General features: G+C 55.7%; 15 protein-coding genes. 9 read left to right on the forward strand and 6 right to left on the reverse strand.

Annotation, left to right across the window (positions count from 1 at the left end; genetic code table 11):
• Positions 1–59 precede the first annotated feature (59 nt).
• Both ACR0DE_RS00990 and crcB read left to right on the forward strand, forming a co-directional pair.
• The gene (locus ACR0DE_RS00990; RefSeq protein ID WP_255612218.1) at positions 60–467 is read left to right on the forward strand and encodes a fluoride efflux transporter FluC; all 408 of its coding nucleotides are present in this window, start codon (positions 60–62) and stop codon (positions 465–467) included.
• A complete protein-coding gene (crcB, locus tag ACR0DE_RS00995; protein ID WP_170394509.1) occupies positions 464–826 on the forward strand; it encodes a fluoride efflux transporter CrcB in 363 nt (120 codons plus the stop codon). The genes ACR0DE_RS00990 and crcB overlap by 4 nt, the downstream gene beginning before the upstream one ends.
• Here the strand turns inward: crcB and ACR0DE_RS01000 are convergent.
• Genes ACR0DE_RS01000 through ACR0DE_RS01025 form a run of 6 tightly spaced genes read right to left on the reverse strand, consistent with a single transcriptional unit; the run spans position 823 to position 7347 of the window.
• On the reverse strand, positions 823–2340 hold the full coding sequence (locus ACR0DE_RS01000; protein ID WP_480751184.1) for a DHA2 family efflux MFS transporter permease subunit: 1518 nt from the start codon (positions 2338–2340) through the stop codon (positions 823–825). The two genes, crcB and ACR0DE_RS01000, sit on opposite strands and share 4 nt — an antisense overlap.
• Positions 2337–3314 (reverse strand): HlyD family secretion protein, encoded by a 978-nt coding sequence (locus tag ACR0DE_RS01005; RefSeq protein ID WP_480751186.1) that lies wholly within the window; start codon positions 3312–3314, stop codon positions 2337–2339. Before ACR0DE_RS01005 ends, ACR0DE_RS01000 begins: the two co-directional genes overlap by 4 nt.
• Before the next feature lie 35 nt (positions 3315–3349).
• On the reverse strand, positions 3350–3676 hold the full coding sequence (locus ACR0DE_RS01010) for a cytochrome o ubiquinol oxidase subunit IV (RefSeq protein ID WP_255612219.1): 327 nt from the start codon (positions 3674–3676) through the stop codon (positions 3350–3352).
• The gene (locus tag ACR0DE_RS01015; RefSeq protein ID WP_480751189.1) at positions 3669–4301 is read right to left on the reverse strand and encodes a cytochrome c oxidase subunit 3; all 633 of its coding nucleotides are present in this window, start codon (positions 4299–4301) and stop codon (positions 3669–3671) included. Before ACR0DE_RS01015 ends, ACR0DE_RS01010 begins: the two co-directional genes overlap by 8 nt.
• On the reverse strand, positions 4298–6388 hold the full coding sequence (locus tag ACR0DE_RS01020; protein ID WP_480751191.1) for a cbb3-type cytochrome c oxidase subunit I: 2091 nt from the start codon (positions 6386–6388) through the stop codon (positions 4298–4300). Before ACR0DE_RS01020 ends, ACR0DE_RS01015 begins: the two co-directional genes overlap by 4 nt.
• Positions 6385–7347, reverse strand: coding sequence for a cytochrome ubiquinol oxidase subunit II (locus ACR0DE_RS01025; RefSeq protein WP_480706210.1), 963 nt, complete (start codon positions 7345–7347; stop codon positions 6385–6387). The genes ACR0DE_RS01020 and ACR0DE_RS01025 overlap by 4 nt, the downstream gene beginning before the upstream one ends.
• Positions 7348–7479: 132 nt before the next feature.
• Here ACR0DE_RS01025 and ACR0DE_RS01030 point away from each other — a divergent pair, with 132 nt between their 5' ends.
• From ACR0DE_RS01030 to ACR0DE_RS01060, 7 genes are all read left to right on the forward strand, one after another.
• A complete protein-coding gene (locus ACR0DE_RS01030; protein WP_480751196.1) occupies positions 7480–8715 on the forward strand; it encodes a lytic murein transglycosylase in 1236 nt (411 codons plus the stop codon).
• 391 nt (positions 8716–9106) lie between these two features.
• A complete protein-coding gene (locus ACR0DE_RS01035) occupies positions 9107–10735 on the forward strand; it encodes a peptide ABC transporter substrate-binding protein (RefSeq protein WP_170407804.1) in 1629 nt (542 codons plus the stop codon).
• A gap of 66 nt (positions 10736–10801) precedes the next feature.
• Positions 10802–11725: an oligopeptide ABC transporter permease OppB gene (oppB, locus tag ACR0DE_RS01040; RefSeq protein WP_170422826.1), complete on the forward strand. Its 924-nt coding sequence runs from the start codon at positions 10802–10804 to the stop codon at positions 11723–11725.
• A 10-nt stretch (positions 11726–11735) separates the two neighbouring features.
• On the forward strand, positions 11736–12665 hold the full coding sequence (locus tag ACR0DE_RS01045) for an ABC transporter permease subunit (RefSeq protein ID WP_170394482.1): 930 nt from the start codon (positions 11736–11738) through the stop codon (positions 12663–12665).
• Between the two features lies 1 nt (position 12666).
• Positions 12667–14472 (forward strand): ABC transporter ATP-binding protein, encoded by a 1806-nt coding sequence (locus tag ACR0DE_RS01050; protein WP_480751198.1) that lies wholly within the window; start codon positions 12667–12669, stop codon positions 14470–14472.
• A gap of 242 nt (positions 14473–14714) precedes the next feature.
• The gene (gene galU, locus ACR0DE_RS01055; RefSeq protein ID WP_170407796.1) at positions 14715–15608 is read left to right on the forward strand and encodes a UTP--glucose-1-phosphate uridylyltransferase GalU; all 894 of its coding nucleotides are present in this window, start codon (positions 14715–14717) and stop codon (positions 15606–15608) included.
• 77 nt (positions 15609–15685) lie between these two features.
• Positions 15686–17116, forward strand: a complete 1431-nt coding sequence (locus ACR0DE_RS01060; RefSeq protein WP_170818456.1) for a mannose-1-phosphate guanylyltransferase/mannose-6-phosphate isomerase — start codon at positions 15686–15688, stop codon at positions 17114–17116.
• The last annotated feature ends 58 nt before the right edge of the window (positions 17117–17174 follow it).

The raw sequence follows: 17174 nt of genomic DNA on the forward strand, positions 1-17174 counted from the left end.
ACCAAGCAAAAGCAGTCTGTATGCAAAATGAAACGCTGGTCAGAGCAGGATCAACCGCAGTGTCGAAAACAGCGCCTGTATTCGGGCATCGCGCCCTGATGTATACAGCCGTCTTTGTGGGGGGTGCTGCAGGGTCGTTGCTGCGCGAGCTATTTTCGCTGGAGATCCCCGGCGCTCCGTTCCTAACCGCGACTTTCGGCATCAATGTTGCGGCCTGTTTCGTTCTAGGTTGGCTCTATGCCATTCGAAATCGTGTCCACGCCCACGTCCTGCATCTAGGGGCCGTTGGATTTTGCGGTGGGCTATCGACGTTTTCCTCATTCGTCGCCGAGCTGGAAAGACTGGCAGAAACCGGGAATTGGTTTGTGGTTATCGCCGTAAGCGCGGAGATCGCATTTGGTCTTACGGCGGCGGTTCTTGGGGAAGCGCTGGGTCGGCGGCATCATTCCCGGGAAACATCGGAATGACGACCTTGTATCTGCATGCCATGTTCGCATTGGGCGGAGGATTGGGGGCTGTACTGCGGCATTGGCTGGCGCTTCGGGTGACGCATGATCTGCCGTACTCGACCCTGATCGTGAATGTTCTGGGCAGCCTTCTGCTGGGTCTATGGATTGGTTATCTGGGTGGCTCTGCGGAAATGGGCGAAGAGGAAAAACGCCTTGTATTCGGGTTTTGCGGCGGCTTTACCACATTCTCAAGCTTCGCCTATCAATCGCTCCAATTGCACCGTGAACGGACGATCGTATTTGCCGCCGGTAACATCGTTCTCAGCCTCGTCTTGTGCTGGTTCGCGCTATGGCTGGGCCTTGTTCTGACGCGCTAGTGAACGGGTGCTGCAGCCCTTTGATCGGGCCTGGGCGCGCGGCAGAAGAACAACAGTGGGATCGTGGCCAACGCCAGCAGTCCAAGATTGTTGAATACAGTAAGGTACGAGATCATCTCGGCCTGTCGAGAAATTTCTTGCCCCAGAATGGAGGCACCCTGGGCGCTATCGGGTGTCAGCCCCAGCGGCGCAAGATAAGCCTGTGCAGCAGGATTGTAGGGTGTCACATTCTGGCTGAGCACTGCCGTATTGGTTTGCAGGCCTCGCACGACCCAAGTCCCCACCAATGAAATACCTACCGAAGAGCCAAGCTGCCTGGTGACGTTGAATAGGCCCGAGGCCTCATCCTGCCTTGATTTACTGATGCTCTCGAATGCCAGAATAGACATCGGCACAAACACCAGCCCCATCCCCAGACCACTGACAAAGCCCGGCCAAGCCAGTTGCCAGAAACCGGCGTCGAGGTTGAGCGTGCCCAACATGAAATTCCCCACTGCTGTCAACAGCATCCCCAACCCGGCTAAAACTCGTGGATCAAACCGGGTGACCAGTACGGCCCCGGTCAGCACCATCGATGCACCTGCGGCGATCCCGCGCGGTATGAACAAATGACCGGATTCGATCACGGGGTAATCGAGCAGGCTTTGCACAAAGGTTGGCAGTATGGCGATCCCGCCAAACAATGAGATCGCGAACCCCGCTATCACCAGGTTGCACAGGGCAAAGTTGCGATCCGCAAAAAGGCTCAAATCAACGACAGAATGCCGGGATGTCAGAGAATGGACTATGAACCCCAGCGCCCCAAGAACCGAAGCGATCAGCGCCAGCTGTATCATCCTCGATGACAGCCAGTCCTTGGTCTCACCTTGGTCAAGAATGAATTGAAGGCATCCAATGCCAACTGCCAGCAGCGCCAGGCCTTTCCAGTCGATGCGCACCTCTTCGGTTTTGTCGTCCGGCAACTCGCCCGCCAAAAGCAGCAGGGCCATGGCAGCGACCGGAAGATTGACGAAAAACACCATTCGCCACGAAAAATACTCCGTCAGGACTGCACCTACAGTTGGGCCCAACACCGGTGCGACCACCACGCCCAAGCCAAAGACCGCCATGGCCTGCCCCCGTTTTTCACGTGGAAAGGCGTCAAACAGGATGGACTGCGACAACGGGATCAGGAACGCGCCGAACATGCCCTGCGCCAGGCGGAACGCGACGATAGTCTGAAGACTCCATGACAGGCCGCACATGACAGACATTGTGGCAAAACCCGTGACCGCAGTCAGGATCAGCCTGCGCCGCCCGACCCGACGCGCGACAAACCCGGTCAGCGGCATGACCACAACGGCTGAGACGATATAGCTGGTTAAGATCCATGTCGCCTGATCGGTTGTGGCCCCAAAAGCCGCCTGAATATGCGGCAACGCAACATTGACGATGGTACTGTCCAGAACTTCGAGAATTGCACTGAGCACGACGGCCACGACAATCACGCGATTGATATGGCCGGCATCAGTCATTGGCTGGTTCCGGTAGTATCCACCGTAACTTTGCTGCTGCCTCCTACACGCAGCGGAGCATCAGTTGGATCAAGCTCAATCCGCACCGGGAAACGTCGAGTGACCTTGACCCAGTTGCCGCTGGAGTTTTCGGACGGCAACAACGAAAACGTATCGCCCGAGCCTCGACCGATCGACGCAACCTTGCCGGTCAGGGTCGTGTCTGGAAGCATATCCACCTGCACTGTGACCGGCTGACCGGGTCGGATGCGTGGCAGTGATGTTTCCTTGAAATTTGCATCGACCCACCAGTCAGACGACTCGACAATGGAAAATTGCGGCGCATTGGCCGAGACAGACGACCCTGGCCGCAGCGTCAGATTTGCGATCCAGCCATCGGCCGCTGCATAGACCTTGGTCCAGACAAGATCGGCCTGCGCGATTTCCAACGCAGCCTGCGAGGACAACACATTGTCCTGCCGGGCCGCGAGGCCACTTTGCAACGCTGAAAGCTCGGACCGGGTGGTGGTCAAACGGGCCGAGGCCTGCGCGAATTCGGATGTGGTTTGGTCAAGCGAGGCCTGCGCGAGGTCTCCGTCCGAAAACAAGGCCCGGGCACGTTCAAGATTGCTCTGCGCGGTATCGAAGAACGAGTTGGCGCTTTCGACAGCGGCCTGTGCAGCGGTGATCTGGTTCGAAAAGGAGTCAGCCTGCTGAATGGCACTGTCCAGATTAGCTTTGGCCTGATCGACCGAGGCTTGGAACTGTGTCGGATCAATCGAGAACAGCAAATCGCCTGCATTGACCGGCTGGTTTTCGACCACCGCAACGTCTGAAACCTGCCCGGTCACCTGTGCGGCCACATAGATGATATTCGCGCCGATATAGGCGTCTTTTGTTGACGGATACCGCTCTTCATGCCGCCAGAAAAGGAACAATCCAACAGCAATCGTGACCAGGATCCCTGCGGCGGCAATTGCCTTGAATGACTTCATAAGCAGCTTCCTTTTCGGTGCCTAATCGAGCGACCTCACATCACCTGCATATGCATGCGCATGGCCAGATTGCCCAGAATCCAAACTGTCCCGCCGATGATAATCAGCAGAACAAGTGTCGAGAACAGAACCAGGTCCAGATCCTCTCGGCTGCTGCGGCGGCGGTCGATGTGTAGAAAATAGATCAGTTGAACAACCAGTTGTGCCAACCCCAGAAGGCCGATGGTCATATAGACGCCTGGTGTTTCAATACCGAAATGATAGGCGATCACAAATACCACCAGCGTGAGCAGCAGTGACCCACCATAGCCAATCACGTAACGCCGCCGTTCGCGGTGATGCATCTCGGATCGTTTATCCATAGGCCAGCCCTCCGAAATACACGATGGTTATTATGCCGATCCAGATCAGGTCGAGGAAATGCCAGAATAGCGCCAACCGCACCATACGCGACATCAGCAGATCGGTCAGCCCGAACACACGCAGCTGAATACCCAGCACGATTAGCCACAGACACCCTGCTGCAACATGCAAGCCGTGGAGCGGTACGAGACCATAGAAGGCCGACAAAAACCCGCTACGCTGTGGGATACCGCCTTGGGCTGCCATGTTCATGAAATCACGGATTTCTAAAACCAGAAAACTGAGCCCCAGCAGCAGAGTCACTCCGAACCACAGCACGATCCGTGCCCGAGGCAGGTTGTATTTCAGCGCCAACATCGCCAGCCCGACGGTCAAACTGCTGGTCAGCAGAATGAGAGTCTGGGCAAAGATGCTTTTCAGGTCGAACAGCTCATGCGGGCCCGGACCGCCGGCCTGCGCGTCTATCATGGTGATATAGATCGCGAACATCAGGCCGAAATAGACCAGATCGCTCATCAGGAAGACCCAGAAGCCGAAAGTGACGACTTCGGCCGCCTTGTGGGCGCTGGCGTGGTCCTCGCCGAGGTTTATCCCCGGATAGCTGTGCTTGGGTGCGCGCCTCATGTCACGGCCTCCATATCCGGGCAGGCGAGGCCGCGATTTTCCGGTGTACTTTCATGATCGCGATCCACAGCGTCGGTGCTGTGGACCAGCGCCAACCACGCCTCGTGTTCTTTGCGGACCTCTTCGGCGGGGATGATGACCTCGGTGCTGGTGTCGAAGCTCCAGATGATAATGGCGAGGATCATCGCGATGGTCATCAGTGCTGCCAGCCACCAGATCCACCAGACCAGAGAGAACATCCAGATGCCACTGAGCACGCAGAGGATAAACCCGATGCCGGTGTTGCGCGGCATCTCGATATCTTCGTAGGCCGCGGGTGTAGGGTAGGCTTGTCCGCGCTCCTTAGCTGCAGCAAAGTCATCGCGGTCACTAACCTGCGGAATAATAGCGAAGTTGTAGGGTGGCGGCGGAGACGGGATCGACCATTCCAGCGTGCGCCCATCCCAAGGATCACCGACCGGTGCGCGGGTCTGTTCTCGGTCGCGTATACTGACCCACAATTGGACCAGGATCGAAAGCAACCCGCAAGTAATCACCAGCGATCCTATGGCGGCGGTGATCATGTAGGGGTGAAAGCTGGGATCCTCCCAACTGAACGACCGGCGGGGCATGCCCATCAGACCAACGAAGTAGAGCGGCATGAAGGTCAGCAGAAACCCAACCGTCCAGCAGAAAACCGAAACGCGGCCCCAGAACTCGTTTAGACGGAACCCAAAGGCCTTGGGGAACCAGTAGTTATAGCCGGCGAGCAACCCGAACAGCACACCGGGTAGCAACGCGTTGTGGAAATGAGCAACCAGAAACAGCGTATTATGGACCTGATAATCGACGGTTGGATTGGCAAGAACCACTCCGCTGAGGCCGCCGATGACGAACAACAACAAGAACGCAAGGCCATAAAGCATCGGGACCGAGAATCGAATCCGCCCACGGTACAGAGTCGCCATCCAGTCATAGACCTTTACCCCGGTCGGAATGGCGATCAGCATCGTGGCAATCCCGAACACCGCGTTGATCAGAGCGCTTTGCCCCATGGTGAAGAAATGATGCAACCAAACCGTGAATGACATGACCGCAATCGACATTGTTGCGATGACCAGTGAGTTGTAGCCATAAAGCCGCTTGGCCGAAAAGGTGGCAAAGACCTCGGAATAGATGCCGTAGGCGGGCAGGACCAGCAGGTAGACCTCGGGGTGACCGAACAGCCAGAACAGGTTGGCATAGTTCATCATGTTGCCACCAAGGTCATTGGTGAAGAAGTGGAAATCGAGATATCGGTCAGCGGCCAGCAGCAGCGCGGCAACGCCTAGGGGCGGCATAGCAAAGATGATCAGGATCGAGCTGCAAATGATCGTCCAGCAATACATGGGCAACCGCATGAACTTCATCCCCGGCGCACGCAGCTTGTAGATCGTGACGGCAAAGTTGATGCCAGTCAGTGTTGTGCCCACGCCAGAGACCACGATGGCCCAGATCCAGTAATCCGGCCCAACGCCGGGATTGAACGCGGCCCCGGTATAGGGCGGATAGGCGGTCCAACCACCTGTTGAGAATTCGCCCACCACCAGCGAGACCATCAGCATTAGCCCGGCCGAGACGGTCAGACCAAGCCCGATCTGGTTCATCACCGGAAAGGCCACGTCGCGCGCGCCTATCATGAGCGGAATTATGTAATTAGCGACGCCAAAGACAAAAGGTACCGCGACGAAGAACACCATTATGGTGCCATGAGTGCTAAACAGTTCCGCGAAATGCTCGGGTTCCAGAAATCCGTCCCCCGGTCCCGCCGCCTGTTGGGCCCGCATCACCACACCTTCCAGGACGCCCCGCGCCAGCATGACGATGGCGAAGACAATGTACATGATGCCGATCTTCTTGTGATCAGCGCTGGTCAGCCAATCGCGCCAGAGCGGGCCCCACAACCGGAACCACGTCAGGATGCCAATCACTACCACTACGCCCACGATCACAATGGCAGCAGCAGCGTTTGCAATGATCTCATTTGCGCCAGGATTCTGGATCAGTCCGGCAATGGGAAATGCATCCCAACTCAGGCGACCGAAGAAGCCGGTCTCGGCATTTGTCATTGGCTTGCCTCCTGCCCGTATTCAGCCGTTCCGGGTTGCTGATCCAACTGCAGAGGCTCTCCGCTGTGGTAACGACGCAGGATCGAATGGAACAGGTCGCCCTCTTCCAGCGTGAAATAAAGCGCATTCAGCGGCATGAGTTCTGTGCCCAATGCCGCCTGCACCTCATCCCGATCCGTACGCATCGCCAACGTCCGATAGGTGCTTTCGGTCAACGGTATGCCATGCGCTTTAACACTGGCGACCCATGCCTGAAAATCCTCGGGCTGCATCGCTTGCGCCAGGAATTTCTGCTTTGTGAATCCTCGGCCATTATACTGTGTGTTCTCGCCTTGCATCGTCTCAGGCGAGTCTGCCACCAGGTGTAGCCGAGTCGTCATCCCCGGCATGGCATAGATTTGCCCTGCCAGCGCCGGGATCATGAACGACTGCATCACCGTGTCTGTGGTCAGCGTCATCGCAACTTGCTGTTTGATCGGTATGCCCAGTTCTCCCACCGTTGCGATGCCATGATCCGGATAGATGAACAGCCATTTCCAATCGAGGCCAACCACCTGCACATTTAGGGCAGGCTCTTCTCCAAAAGGGGCCGAATAAGGGTCAAGACGATGTGTCGCTTTCCAGAGATAGAAAGACAGGATCATCACGATCACGACCGGGACGCCCCACATCACAAATTCAAGCTTCGCCGAAAAATCCCAATGCGGCGTGTATGCAGCATTTCCACCCTTACGTCGGCGATAACGCAGGGCAATCAGCGGCACCAGAGCCAGAACCGGTATCACAGCGATCAGGATAAGAGCCGTCGCGCGCAAAAGGTGTGTCTTTTGCACCGCTGCAATCGGGCCTTGGGGGTCCATGAAGCTATCACTCGCCCCGGCAGACTCAGCCGTCAACAACAGAGCAACAAAGATCACCAAGGCTGGCACAGCGACTGAATGTATCCGAGACAAGGTCACACCTGATGATCCTCTTGCGGCGGGGTTTCCCGGCAACTATCGGCAGAGTCACGGATTTTCTCAAGAACTTTTCCAAAATCACCCTGCGGCGGCGCTGTTGACATGAGGTCAAGCGCGCGCGAGACCAATCATATGCGTTTGGTTCTTGCTATAGTCTCCCTGGTTTGTCTTGCCGCCCCCTCGGTAGCGCAAGATCGCGCTGAGGTTGAACGTCAGTTCCAGAACTGGCTGCAACAAGCCATATGGCCTCGGGCAAAAGCCAAGGGCGTTTCGAAACGCACGTTCCAAAGTGCCTTTGACGGGGTAACGCTAAACTGGGACCTTCCTGACCTGGTTCCGCCGGGTAGGCCCAAAAAGACACCCAAGCAACAACGGCAGGCCGAGTTCGGCTCACCTGGTCGATATTTCAATGCCGGATCAGTCCAAGGTGCCACCTCCGTCGGTCGCAAGATGGCTAGGCGCCACGCGGACACGCTATCACGTGTCGAGACAGAAACCGGCGTACCTGCCCGTATCATACTGGCCATCTGGGGCCGCGAAAGCGGATACGGACAAGTCCCGATCCGCCATAATGCGTTTCAGGTGCTGGGCACCAAAGGGTTCATGAGCACACGGGCAGAGTATTTCACGGCTGAACTGATTGCTGCGCTACAGATCGCTGAATCCGGTCACGGCCAAGGCCACGCACTGAAAAGCAGTTGGGCGGGTGCCTTGGGGCAGCCTCAGTTCATGCCCACAAATTTTCTGACTTACGCGCGCGATGGCGATGGGGATGGCCGAACTGATATCTGGGGATCAGCCTCGGACACGATTGCATCGATCGGCGCGTATCTTGACGAGCACGGATGGGTGACAGGCCGCGACTGGGGGTTCGAAGTTATCCTACCCACGACCGTTTCTTGCGCGTTGGAGGGCCCTGATCAGGGGCGGTTGATCCGCGATTGGGTCGCCATGGGCGTAAATCGCGTTTCCGGCAAACCTTTTCCGGCACATGAACTTGATGCCGAGGGCTATCTTATGATGCCTGCCGGTCGTAGCGGTCCGGCCTTTATCGTAACGCCCAATTTCTATGTCCTCAAAGACTATAACACCAGCGACCTTTATGCGCTGTTTGTGGGACATGTCGGTGATCGCATCCAATACGGAGTTGGCGATTTTCGGGGTCGTTGGGGCGATGTCGGCAATCTCTATCGTTCAGATGTCGCCAGCATGCAGCAGGTGCTTGTTCAACAGGGTCATGACGTCGGTGGCGTCGATGGCCTGCCCGGATACAAAACCCGACGCTCGATCGGGCGCTGGCAAGAGGCTTCTGGAAGCATACCAACCTGCTTCCCCGATGCCTCATTGAAGGCCGTTCTGAAGCCGTAGCAGCGTACTGATTCGCCATTTACGAGCATCAATGCGAACACATTCACCCACGGTGATATGTTGAGCTTCACGAAAATGTCACTGCTACGAAGCGTTTCAAAATAAAATTTTAACACCTCCGCCGGCTGCGGTTCTAATCAGCCTTTGTGGTCTTCACCCACCGCAAAACCCTTTACCTTTGCTTCAAAACTGACAGGTTCATGGGCAGTGAAAGATAGCTTTCGCATTCGGATCTCTGACATTGCCTGATGCATGAATGCCGAAATTATCGATCTTGGCACGATCTAGATCAAGGTAAAGTCCAGACAATTGCCGGAGACAAAATGGCAGACAAGCGCCCACCGCGAATGCGGTTTGGACGTTCGAAACCATACAAAATGGGAGTAAACACATGAACAAAATAATCAGAACCTCTTTGGCAGGACTGTTGTCCTCGACCATCATTACTGGTGCTGCAATTGCTGCCGGTACACATCCCGAAACCGGAGAAGCCCTGGCCGACGATCAGACCTTCACCTATCGGATTCTCGATGAACACAGCTCGGTCGACCCGCAAGTCGTAGAAGATGTGTCGGGTGCAGAAATTGTTCGCGATCTGTTTGAAGGCCTGATGAATCAGGATGAGGACGGTAACCTGGTTCCTGGTGTCGCCACCGAATTCTCGGTCAACGATACCAAGGACGTTTACACCTTTACCCTGCGCGATGAAGCGAAGTGGTCGAATGGTGATCCGGTGACCGCAGGTGACTTTGTGTATGCCTGGAAGCGCGCCGTCGATCCCGAACTGTCGTCGCCCTATGCGTGGTTCATGGAACTGATGTCGATCGAAAACGCTGCCGAGATCATCGCGGGCGAAAAACCGGTAGATGAGTTGGGTGTCAAAGCCATCGACGACAAAACGCTGGAAGTCCGCCTGAGCGCCCCCCTGCCCTATTTCCCGCAGATGACCACACATTCGACAACCTTCCCGGCACCGCAGAAAGTGATCGAAGAATTTGGTGACGCCTGGACCAAACCGGAAAACATCGTCTCGAACGGCGCATATGTTCTGACCGAGCACCTGCCGCAGGAACGCTCGGTACGTGAACGCAACACCGCCTATTGGGACAACGATAACACCATCATCGACAAGGTCGTGGCGCTGGTCATCAATGATGAAAACGTCGCCCTGACCCGCTATTTGGCTGGCGAACTGGACCGCACCGAAATTCCAGCCGGCCAGTACCCACGTCTGAAGGAAGAGCACCCCGTAGAAGCCATCAGCTTCCCACGCCTGTGCAACTATTATTACACCTTCAATCTGTCTGATGGTGGCCCCGAGGCTTTCAAGGACCCGAACGTCCGCCAAGCCCTGTCACTGGCCGTTGATCGTGCGATTATCACCGAAAAAGTGATGGCAGGCGGTCAGCCCGAAGCCTACACCTTCGCCCCCGAAGCAACCGCAGGCTTCACCGTTCCGGCCGTTGAGATGGCATCCATGTCCCAAGCCGAACGCGACGAGTTGGCGAAGGAGCTTCTAGCAGAAGCAGGTTATGGGCCTGACAACCCTCTGAGCTTCCAGATGGTTTATAACACCGCGGAAAACCACAAGAAGGTCGCCGTTGCGCTGAGCCAGATGTGGAAGCAGAAGCTTGGCGTGAACGCCGAACTGGCAAATATGGAGTGGAAAGTCTTCCTCGAGGAGCGCGGCAACCAAAACTTTGAGCTGGCACGTGGTGCTTGGTGCGGAGACTACAACGAGGCGTCGACCTTCCTGGACCTGCTGCAGTCGGACTCGGGCTATAATGACGGGAAATATGCCAACGCGCGCGTTGATGAGCTGCTGGCCGAGGCCAAAACCTCGGACGATCCGGCTCCGCTTTACACCGAAGTTGAACGCATCATCGCCCAAGAAACGCCTGTGATCCCGATCTATCACTACGCAGGCGTCTATATGATGGACAGCGATGTAGGCAACTGGCCGGTGAACAACGTCGAGCAGAACTGGTACTCGAAGAACCTCTACAAGCTCGCTGAATAATCGTCTTTGAACCACGCCCTGCCCCGGAGACATCCGGGGCAGGGCCAATAAACACGGGGGCATAAAATGCTTGCCTACAGTTTAAAGCGGCTGCTGGTCGCTATTCCGACGATCCTGTTATTGATCGTCGCCTGCTTTTTCCTCATGCACATCGCGCCTGGCGGGCCATTCACCTCGGAACGGCCATTGCCGCCGCAGGTTCTGGCCAATATCGAGGCGCGTTATGGATTGGACCAACCGCTGTGGAAACAGCTTTGGGACTATCTGTACAACATCGTGGTGCATTTTGATTTCGGACCGTCCTTCAAATTCAAGGATCGGGATGTGAACGACATCATCGCGCAGGGTTTCCCGATTTCGCTGACCTATGGTTCGTTGTCTTTCCTTGTTGCAACTTCCGTTGGCGTCGCGCTGGGAATTGCCGCTGCAATCAAACACAACAGCTGGATTGACTACTTTGCGGTGGGTCTGGGTATCGCCGCTCAGGCGCTTCCTAACTTCATCATGGGGCCGATCCTGATCCTGACCTTTACCCTGTGGCTGGGGTGGCTGCCGGGTGGCGGCTGGCATGGCGGTCAATGGCAGTATCTGGTGATGCCGGTGATTGCGTTGGCGACCTCCTACATGGGATCGATCGCAAGGATTACGCGGTCATCGATGCTGGAGGTTCTGAACTCGAACTTCATTCGAACTGCACGGGCCAAGGGATTGCCGACAAGAACCGTGATCTGGCGCCATGCGCTTAAGCCGACATTGCTTCCCGTGGTCTCGTACCTCGGGCCGGTTTTTGTCTACGTTCTGACCGGTTCGGTTTTTGTCGACATCTATTTCTCAACCGGTGGTCTGGGGCAGGCCTATGTCGGCTCGGCCTTGTCTCGCGACTATGCTGTGCTGCTGGGGGTCACCATTCTTTACGGCGCGTTGACCGTGGTTGTGAACCTTCTGACCGACCTGGCTTATGCCTGGTTCGATCCAAAAATCCGATACTGAGGGGCAGGCAATGCTTGGAAAATCACAAAAAGCCGCCCATCTGGCCGAGGAAATCACTGATTACACGGTCATTCAGGGGCGCTCGCTTTGGCAGGACGCACGGATACGTTTTGTCCGCAACAAGGCCGCAATGGCCAGCGTTTTCATTTTAGGTCTGATCGTGTTGTTCACAATTGTTGGGCCTTACTTCGCGGTCTGGAACAATGAAGAGATCGATTGGAACGTCATGGGGGACGTGCGCGGCATGGGCATGCCGTCCATCGAAACCGGACACTTTTTCGGCGTCGATGATCTGGGGCGCGACCTATACAGCCGTGTCATTCAGGCCACCACCACATCGCTGCTGGTCGGTTTGATCGGGGCCGCGACCGCTCTGATCGTCGGCACCTGCTATGGCATCACCGCTGGATATATTGGCGGACGCACCGACAGTGCCATGATGCGGTTCGTGGACATCCTGCTTGCTATTCCGGCAACACTGATCATCATTTTGCTGCTTGTCGTGGCGGGACGATCCTTTTTCATGCTGTTCATCGCCTTGGGCGCTGTTGGTTGGCTGACGATGGCACGGATTGTTCGGGGGCAAACCCTGACCCTGAAGAACCGCGAATTTATCGAAGCCGCGCGCGCCGCCGGTGTCAGCGAATTTACCATCATGTACCGTCACATTCTGCCCAACCTGTTGGGCGTTGTGATCGTGTACGCTTCGTTACTGGTGCCTGAGATGATCCTGACCGAAAGCTTCATCTCGTTCCTCGGCCTCGGAATCTCAGAACCCTACACATCGTTGGGCCGCCTGATCGCCGAAGGGGCTGGCACCATGGCGTATGGTACGCTCTGGCAGCTGATGTTCCCTCTTACTTTTTATGTCGCCATCATCATCACCATGTTCTTCATCGGTGACGGGCTGCGCGACGCTCTGGACCCGAAGGATCGCTGATATGAGTCTGTTTTCCGTGAAGGACCTGAGCGTCCGATTTGATACACCCGACGGCGTGGTTGACGCTGTAAAAGGCATCAGTTTCGACATCAATCCCGGCGAATGTCTGGGCATCGTCGGCGAAAGTGGCTCGGGCAAAAGCCAGACGTTCATGGCAGCGATGGGGCTGTTGCCCTCCGCTGGCCATGCGTCTGGCTCTGCTTTGCTGAATGGTCAGGAAATCCTGAATCTACCTGTGAACAAAATCAACAAGATTCGTGGCTCAGACGTCGGCATGATTTTTCAGGATCCGCTGACCGCGCTGACCCCACATCTGCGAGTCGGCCAGCAAATGCGCGAGGTGCTACAGGTTCACGAAGGTTTGCAAGGCTCGGCTGCCCGCCAACGTTGCCTTGACTGGCTGAATCGCGTTCGCATCCCTGAAGCGAAACGGCGGCTGGATCAATATCCACATGAATTGTCTGGTGGCATGCGTCAGCGTGTGATGATCGCCATGTCGATGCTGTGTAATCCCAAACTTTTGATCGCGGATGAGCCGACTACTGCGTTGGATGTGACCGTTCAGGCCGACATTTTGGACCTGATGGTACGGTTGCAAAAGGATGAAGGTACGGCCATAGCTCTGATCACCCATGACATGGGCGTTGTTGCGCGCATGTGCGACAATATTCAAGTCATGCGTATGGGTGAGTTTGTGGAGGCCGGTGACACGCGCGAAGTCTTTCGTTCTCCTCAGCATGATTATACCCGAACGCTACTTGAGGCTATGCCGCGAATTGATGCGGGCGATGCTCCGAAAGCTCTTACGCAGACGGGAGAACCGCTACTGAAAGTGGATGACGTCAAGGTTCATTTCCCCATCCATGTCTCGGGAGGTCTATTTGGGCACAAGGTACCGCTGAAAGCCGTTGATGGCGTGAGTTTCGACATCCGAAAGGGCGAGACTCTAGGTGTTGTTGGAGAATCCGGCTGTGGCAAATCCACGCTGGCCCGGGCTGTGCTGCAACTGATCGAACCCAGCGCGGGCAATGTCAGCTGGCTGGGGCATCCGATCGTCGGGCTGAAACGGGCCGAGTTGAACAAGTACCGCAAGGACCTGCAGATCGTGTTTCAGGACCCGCTGGCGAGCCTTGATCCACGGATGACGATCTCGGCCTCGATCGCAGAACCGCTGAAAACCTATCGCCCGGATCTGACCGAACGGGAACGCAAAGAGCTGGTCGCAGAGATGATGGAGCGTGTTGGCTTGAAGGCCAACATGATCAACCGGTATCCGCACGAGCTGTCCGGGGGGCAAAACCAGCGTGTTGGAATCGCGCGTGCCATGATCAACAAACCAAAACTGATTATCTGTGACGAGGCAGTTTCTGCGCTGGATGTGTCCATTCAAGCCCAGATCGTAGGATTGTTGCGTGAACTGCAACAAGAGTTTGGCCTATCGATGATCTTCATCAGCCACGATTTGTCTGTGGTACGCGCGGTTTCGAACCGGATCATGGTTCTATATCTGGGCCGCATCGTTGAATTGGGCGATGGTGAAGTGATCTGTTCCGAACCGAAACATCCTTACACTCAGTCCCTGATTTCGGCGGTTCCGATCCCTGATCCGGATGTCGAGCGCAGCCGCCAAAGGCTTAAACTACCGGGAGAATTGCCTTCTCCCATGGATCCGAAAGCAGCTTTGCGCTTTTTGCCCAGCAGATTGTCTATGGGTGAGACCGACTATGTACCTCAACTCAGTGAGATTGCCCCGGATCATTTCGTCGCCGAACACGATCCGCTTGAGGTGATTATGGCCAATGCATAATCTTACGCGCCCCGATCTAAGGGGCGCGTTTTAAACTTCATAGAACAAGTGATTAGTGGATTGGTTCGGTGATCCCGCTTTCGGTCGTGTTTCGTTTTGACTCTGCCCTTAAGTTAATGGCAGATTCCAGCGAACCCGTAGCAGACCAGCCGGGTGTGATTGATTGGTAGGATTTTAGATTATATGTGGGGGCTCCGGCATCACCGAGAGTCGTCGGCAATATATAGAATTAGTGAGGTAATATGGTACGCAAAGTCACCAAGGCGATATTTCCCGTAGCGGGAATGGGCACTCGGTTTCTTCCGGCGACAAAGTCGGTGCCAAAGGAAATCATGACATTGGTTGATCGTCCGCTGGTCCAATATGCCATCGACGAAGCGCGTGCGGCCGGGATCACTGAATTCATCTTCGTGACATCGCGCGGAAAATCAGCACTTGAGGACTATTTCGATCACAATCTCGTGCTGGAGCAGGACCTCAAGTCTAAGGGCAAAGACGAACTGCTTGAAGTCTTGAACGCAACCAATATGGAAAGCGGAGCAATTGCCTATATCCGTCAACACAAGGCTTTGGGATTGGGGCATGCGGTCTGGTGCGCCCGTCGACTGATCGGGGATGAACCCTTTGCCGTGATGCTGCCCGACGATGTGATTGCCGCCGACAAACCCTGCCTACAGCAGATGGTCGAAGCCTATGAGGAAACCGGCGGCAACATGGTCGCCGCGATGGAAGTTCCCAACGAAAAAACCAGCTCCTACGGTATTCTGGATACCGGCCAGAATGTTGGAACGGTTGTCCGTGCCAAAGGAATGGTTGAAAAACCGAAACCCGAGGACGCGCCATCCAATCTAGCGGTGATCGGTCGTTACATCTTGGGTCCTTCGGTTCTGTACAATCTGAACCAGAAAAAGAAGGGAAGTGGCGGCGAAATCCAACTGACCGACGCAATTGCTGAGGATATTGGCAATGGTGTTCCTGTTTTTGGCTACAAGTTTGACGGACAGCGGTTCGATTGTGGTTCAAAGGCTGGCTTTCTGCAGGCAACGGTCTCGTTCGCATTGGCTCGCGATGATCTGCGCGACGACCTAAACCAATATCTGCATGAAGTCGTGGCCTCTGATCGGGCCGCGCAGTAGGCCTAGTTGTGTCAGCTATTCCGATTTCAATTCAATAGTTTAAGATAAAAGGTTCAGAAGGGGCAGGCACCGTGAGCATGGTCTATCCTGTAATTTTATGTGGCGGATCCGGCACTCGGCTTTGGCCGTTGTCGCGTAAAAGCTACCCCAAACAGTTTGTTCCGCTGATTGGTGAAACCAGCCTGCTGCAGCAATGTGCCGAGCGGTTGAAAGGCCCGACCGACGCGCCTTACGCCAAACCTCTGATCCTGACCAACGAGGCTTTCCGCTTTGTTGTCCCTGAACAATTGATGGCCATCGGAGTCGATCCGGGTCCGATCTTGATCGAACCCGAAGGACGCAATACTGCACCTGCAGTGCTGGCCGCTGCTCTGCACCTTTCATCCATTGATCCCGACGGGATGATGCTGGTAGCCGCGTCGGATCACGTTATTCCAGACAGTGCGGCCTTTCACGAGGCCGTCACCGAAGGTGTCCGAACAATAGCCGAGCGTGGAGATCTGGTGACATTTGGGATCACACCCGACCGACCCGAAACCGGGTATGGCTACCTTAAGCTCGCCCAAGCACCGGACTCGTCAGGCGCTTCTGTGCAACTTGACCGGTTCGTTGAAAAACCCGATCTTGAAAACGCCAAGGCAATGGTGGCTGAAGGGAGTTATCTTTGGAACTCGGGCATCTTTTTGTTCGCAGTCCGAGATATTCTTGAGGCGTTCGACCAGCATGCACATGATCTAATTGCGCCCGTTCAGAAGGCGGTTGAGCATGCGCAGTGTGATCTGGGCTTCCTGCGGTTAGATCCCGAGGCCTGGGCGACGGCTCAGGACATCTCTATCGACTATGCGGTTATGGAGAAGGCCGACAATCTCAGCGTTGTCCCTTATGCCGCCGGGTGGTCAGACGTGGGCAGCTGGTCTGCCGTACAAGAGCTTAGCAACCCCGATACGGACGGCGTTGCAACTGCCGGCGAAGTGACCGCCATAGATTGTCGCAACGTGCTGGTGCGTTCTGAATCGCCCGCGCAAGAAGTTGTTGCAATGGGGTTAGAGAACGTAATCACCGTGGCTATGCCTGACGCGGTTTTGGTCGCCAGCATGGACCGGGCGCAAGACGTCAAGCAGGCCGTCGCAGCATTGAAGGCAAAAGGCGCCAAGCAGGCGGAAGCATTGCCCGTTGATCATCGCCCTTGGGGATGGTTCGAAAGCCTCGTCATCGGCGATCGGTTTCAGGTCAAACGCATTCACGTCCATCCCGGCGCTTCGCTGAGCTTGCAATCGCATCACCATCGGTCCGAGCATTGGATTGTCGTGGAAGGCACCGCCGAGGTGACTATTGACGACAAGGTACAGCTCGTGTCTGAGAATGAATCCGTCTATGTGCCGCTCGGGGCCGTGCACCGGATGGTAAACCCAGGCAAAGTGCCAATGGTTCTTATCGAGGTGCAGACCGGGACCTATTTGGGTGAAGATGACATTATTCGCTACGAAGATGTCTACGCGCGTGACTGAGATCTGATTTCAAGAACTGATCCAAGTTTTGGGGCATCTGCAAGGCAGATGTCTCCAT

Source organism: Ruegeria sp. C10 (assembly GCF_056537805.1).